The organism is Citrobacter sp. wls826 (genome assembly GCF_005281245.1).
GTDB lineage: Bacteria > Pseudomonadota > Gammaproteobacteria > Enterobacterales > Enterobacteriaceae > Citrobacter > Citrobacter braakii.
Genome location: NZ_SZWS01000022.1, coordinates 30,483 through 34,271, shown reverse-complemented (window position 1 = coordinate 34,271; position 3,789 = coordinate 30,483). Strand labels below are relative to the sequence as shown.

The following is a 3,789-nucleotide window of genomic DNA, read 5'->3' as shown; positions in this document are numbered from 1 at the left end:
CGACCGGTGATTTTCTGATTCACCGCAAGCGACGCCGTCAGCGGCGCTTCTTTAGTGTACGGGCTGGTGTGTACTTCATTTACTGCACCGCTCGCAGCAACTTGCACAGACGATGCCGCAGGGGCTCGCGCTTTCAGGACATCAACCAGACGAGCACGCCATTCGGCTGCCGCGCCCTGGTATTCGACGTCGGCATCCACGCGGTCAAGCAAGCGTTCACCGCCCAGCTCAGCCAGTTTTGCATCGAAGTCTTTTCCTGACTGACAGAAAAACTCGTAAGAAGTGTCACCAAGACCAAACACGGCAAAAGCGGTGTTATCAAGCTTCGGCGCTTTTTTCGAGAACAGGAATTTATGCAACGCTACGGCTTCTTCCGCCGGTTCACCTTCCCCTTGCGTCGACGCCACTACGATCAGCAATTTCTCATTGGCGATTTGTTTGAATTTATAGTCGCCAGCATTGGTGAGAGTGACGTTGAGCTTTGCAGCGATCAGATCATCGCGCAGGGCTTCCGCCACACGACGCGCATTACCGGTTTGCGAGGCGGAGATAAGCGTAATGCCAGGCATTTCAGCAGCAGGCGCAGGAGTCGCCGCATTGCTGCCTGGCTGCTGATTCAGCACGCCCCAAAAATAGCCAGAAACCCACGCAAGCTGTGCGGGAGTGAAATCGGTCGTGGCCGCCTGAAGGCGTGCCAGTTGCTCCGGGTTTAGCGGTAGCAGAGCGGAAGGTGGGGCCTGTGTCGTCATGCGTTGTCATGTTCCAGTAAGCAAAGCGGATTTCAGCAATAAAACCCAAACTGAAGATAAGGTTAACGGCGGGGATAGTAACAATTAAAGAAGGGATAGAAATAACAAATAACCAAATGAACTAACCTGTTTTAGTTATAGTTATTAACATCAAAACAGATTAGATAACTATATGATATATCAATAATTATTAAACATCACCATCATGAATAGGTCGTTCTGATACTCAGCGCCCTTTTAACTAATGATAAAATTCGCTCTTTACGGTACCCTACGGCGGTTTTTCGCATTCTTGAGAGTAAAAAATGTCCACCACCTTGTTTAAAGATTTCACCTTCGAAGCCGCTCACCGCCTGCCGCATGTACCGGAAGGGCATAAGTGTGGCCGCCTGCATGGTCACTCATTTATGGTGCGTCTTGAAATTACCGGTGAAGTCGATCCGCATACCGGTTGGATCATGGATTTTTCTGAGTTAAAAGCCGCGTTTAAGCCAACTTACAACAGACTCGATCACTACTATCTGAACGATATTCCCGGCTTAGAAAACCCAACCAGTGAAGTTCTGGCCAAATGGATTTGGGATCAGGTTAAACCGGTTGTCCCTCTGCTGAGTGCCGTAATGGTGAAAGAGACCTGCACAGCAGGCTGCGTGTATCGCGGGGAATGATTGTATCGTCTGTGGCGACGGTCAATTTTCCTTAACTAACACTCTGTTAGGGTTATGTGCTCTGGATATCTGGAGCACAACATGTCTGACGATTTCGATATTATTATTATCGGTGCAGGGATAGCGGGCACCGCTTGTGCTTTACGCTGCGTGCGAGCAGGACTGTCAGTTTTGCTTATTGAACGCGGCGAGCTTCCCGGCAGTAAAAACCTTTCCGGCGGGCGTCTGTATACTCACGCGCTCGGTGAACTTCTTCCCCACTTCCAACATTCAGCCCCACTTGAACGCCGAATTACCCAGGAAAATCTCTCGCTGTTGACTCGCGATGGCGCAACGACGTACTCCAGCCTGCAACCGGAGGGAGACTCATGGAGCCTGCTGCGCGCCCGCTTCGACCCGTGGTTTGTCGCCCAGGCCGAGGCCGAAGGCGTACAGTTTATCAGCGGTGTGACGGTCGAGGCGCTCCATATCGAAGAGGGCAGAGTCTGCGGCGTTATTGCCGATAACGAGACGCTGTACGCCCGTTATGTGGTACTGGCGGAAGGAGCAAACAGCGTGCTGGCAGAGCGTTATGGATTCCTGCCGCGTCCCTCGACAGCCGCAATGGCATTAGGCATTAAAGAGACTTTGGCGCTGGATAAATCGTTACTTGAGGAACGTTTCCGCTTATCCAATGACGAAGGCGCGGCAATGCTGTTTAGTGGCAATATTTGTGGCGAGCTTCCCGGCGGCGCGTTTCTCTATACCAATCAAGATACGCTCTCTCTGGGCGTGGTTTGTCCGCTCTCCTCTTTGGCACAGAGCGATGTCCCGACGGCTGAACTGCTGGAGCGGCTCAAGACGCATCCGGCGTTACATCCGCTCCTCAGGGGCAGCGAAACGCTGGAATATGGTGCGCATCTGGTTCCAGAAGGCGGGTTGCACAGCCTGCCCGTACAATATGCAGGAGAAGGCTGGCTGCTGGTGGGCGATGCCCTGCGCAGCTGTGTGAATACCGGTTTCTCCGTTCGCGGCATGGATATGGCGCTCATTGGCGCTCAGGCGGCGGCGCAAACATTGATTAACGCCTGCCGGAAACGCGAGCCGCAAAATCTGTTTCCGGCTTATCACCACGACATCCAGCACAGCCTGCTGTGGGACGTTCTGCAACGTTACCGGGATGTTCCGGCGTTGCTCCAGCGCCCCGGATGGTATCGTCAATGGCCCATGCTGATGGAGGCTATTTCCCATGAAATCTGGCATCAGGGCGACCGCCCGGTAGCCCCGCTGCGCCAGATTGTCTGGCGTCAGTTTCGTCGTCACGGCCTGCGTCATCTGGCAGGCGATATCATCAGGAGCTTACGATGTCTGTAGCCCGTAACGTCTGGCGTCCCGCCGACATTTCACATATTGTTCCTGCGACCGTTGTTGACAGCGAAACGGCACAACGGCTGATCGCATCCTGCCCCGCCGGACTGTTTTCTCTTACGGCGGAAGGTGAGCTACGGGTCAGCTTTCGCGGCTGCCTGGAGTGCGGCACCTGTCGACTGCTGTGTGATGAAAAAACGCTGCAACAGTGGCGCTACCCCGCGTCCGGCTTTGGCATCACTTACCGATTTGGATAATTTAATAGGATAATTTATGCCCCTGTTACACCTGCTCCGCCAGAATCCTGTCATTGCCGCGGTGAAAGACAACGCCAGTCTGCAATTAGCCATCGATTCCGAATGCCAGTTCATCTCTGTTTTGTACGGCAATATCTGCACCATCAGCCATATCGTGAAGAAGATTAAAACTGCCGGTAAATACGCATTTATCCACGTTGATCTGCTGGAGGGCGCGTCTAATAAAGAGGTGGTGATCCAGTTTCTGAAGCTGGTCACCGAGGCCGACGGCATCATCAGTACCAAAGCGTCGATGCTGAAAGCGGCGCGGGCAGAGGGCTTTTTCTGTATTCATCGCCTGTTTATCGTCGACTCCATCTCCTTTCACAACATTGATAAGCAGGTCGCACAGTCGAACCCGGACTGTATTGAAATCCTGCCGGGATGCATGCCAAAAGTGCTGGGATGGGTGACGGAAAAAATACGCCAGCCGTTGATTGCCGGTGGTCTGGTTTGCGATGAAGAGGACGCTCGCAATGCGATGAAAGCTGGTGTAGCAGCGCTTTCAACTACCAACACCGACGTCTGGACGTTAGCGAAAAAGCTGCATTAACCCGAGCCGCCGGATAGCGGTGTAAACACCTGACCCGGCATCCCCCTGAATTAATTTTCTGCGATGGCTGCCAACGCCTCCAGCACCGGCAGCCAGTCATCCACAATCCCGACATCCGCCTGTGAAAAGACCGGCGCTCTGGCGTCACTGTTTATCGCCACCACAAACCGGCTCTG

Annotated in this window: 5 protein-coding genes and 1 pseudogene; 4 read left to right on the top strand and 2 right to left on the bottom strand. The window is 53.4% G+C overall.

The genetic code is table 11. The features are described from left to right. Positions 1–749 (bottom strand): flavodoxin domain-containing protein (locus FDW87_RS21790; RefSeq protein ID WP_252363009.1); only part of this gene is annotated, 749 nt, incomplete at its 3' end. A 305-nt stretch (positions 750–1,054) separates the two neighbouring features. Here FDW87_RS21790 and queD point away from each other — a divergent pair. From queD to FDW87_RS04560, 4 genes are all read left to right on the top strand, one after another. Beyond that, positions 1,055–1,417: a 6-carboxytetrahydropterin synthase QueD gene (queD, locus tag FDW87_RS04575; RefSeq protein ID WP_016154218.1), complete on the top strand. Its 363-nt coding sequence runs from the start codon at positions 1,055–1,057 to the stop codon at positions 1,415–1,417. Between the two features lie 81 nt (positions 1,418–1,498). Further along, complete coding sequence (locus FDW87_RS04570; protein ID WP_137379495.1) at positions 1,499–2,770, top strand: FAD-dependent oxidoreductase; 1,272 nt, start codon at positions 1,499–1,501, stop codon at positions 2,768–2,770. Further along, positions 2,761–3,021, top strand: coding sequence for a ferredoxin family protein (locus FDW87_RS04565; RefSeq protein WP_075847512.1), 261 nt, complete (start codon positions 2,761–2,763; stop codon positions 3,019–3,021). Before FDW87_RS04570 ends, FDW87_RS04565 begins: the two co-directional genes overlap by 10 nt. A gap of 16 nt (positions 3,022–3,037) precedes the next feature. Beyond that, positions 3,038–3,613: a glycerol-3-phosphate responsive antiterminator gene (locus FDW87_RS04560; RefSeq protein WP_016154221.1), complete on the top strand. Its 576-nt coding sequence runs from the start codon at positions 3,038–3,040 to the stop codon at positions 3,611–3,613. A 50-nt stretch (positions 3,614–3,663) separates the two neighbouring features. Here the strand turns inward: FDW87_RS04560 and FDW87_RS21785 are convergent. Further along, a pseudogene (locus FDW87_RS21785) lies at positions 3,664–3,789 on the bottom strand (electron transfer flavoprotein); the annotation flags it as partial.

Bases quoted from the DNA above. Each gene is read 5' to 3' on its own strand.
- FDW87_RS04560 (WP_016154221.1), top strand. From the start codon at position 3,038: ATGCCCCTGTTACACCTGCTCCGCCAGAATCCTGTCATTGCCGCGGTG.
- queD (WP_016154218.1), top strand. From the start codon at position 1,055: ATGTCCACCACCTTGTTTAAAGATTTCACCTTCGAAGCCGCTCACCGC.
- FDW87_RS04570 (WP_137379495.1), top strand. From the start codon at position 1,499: ATGTCTGACGATTTCGATATTATTATTATCGGTGCAGGGATAGCGGGC.
- FDW87_RS04565 (WP_075847512.1), top strand. From the start codon at position 2,761: ATGTCTGTAGCCCGTAACGTCTGGCGTCCCGCCGACATTTCACATATT.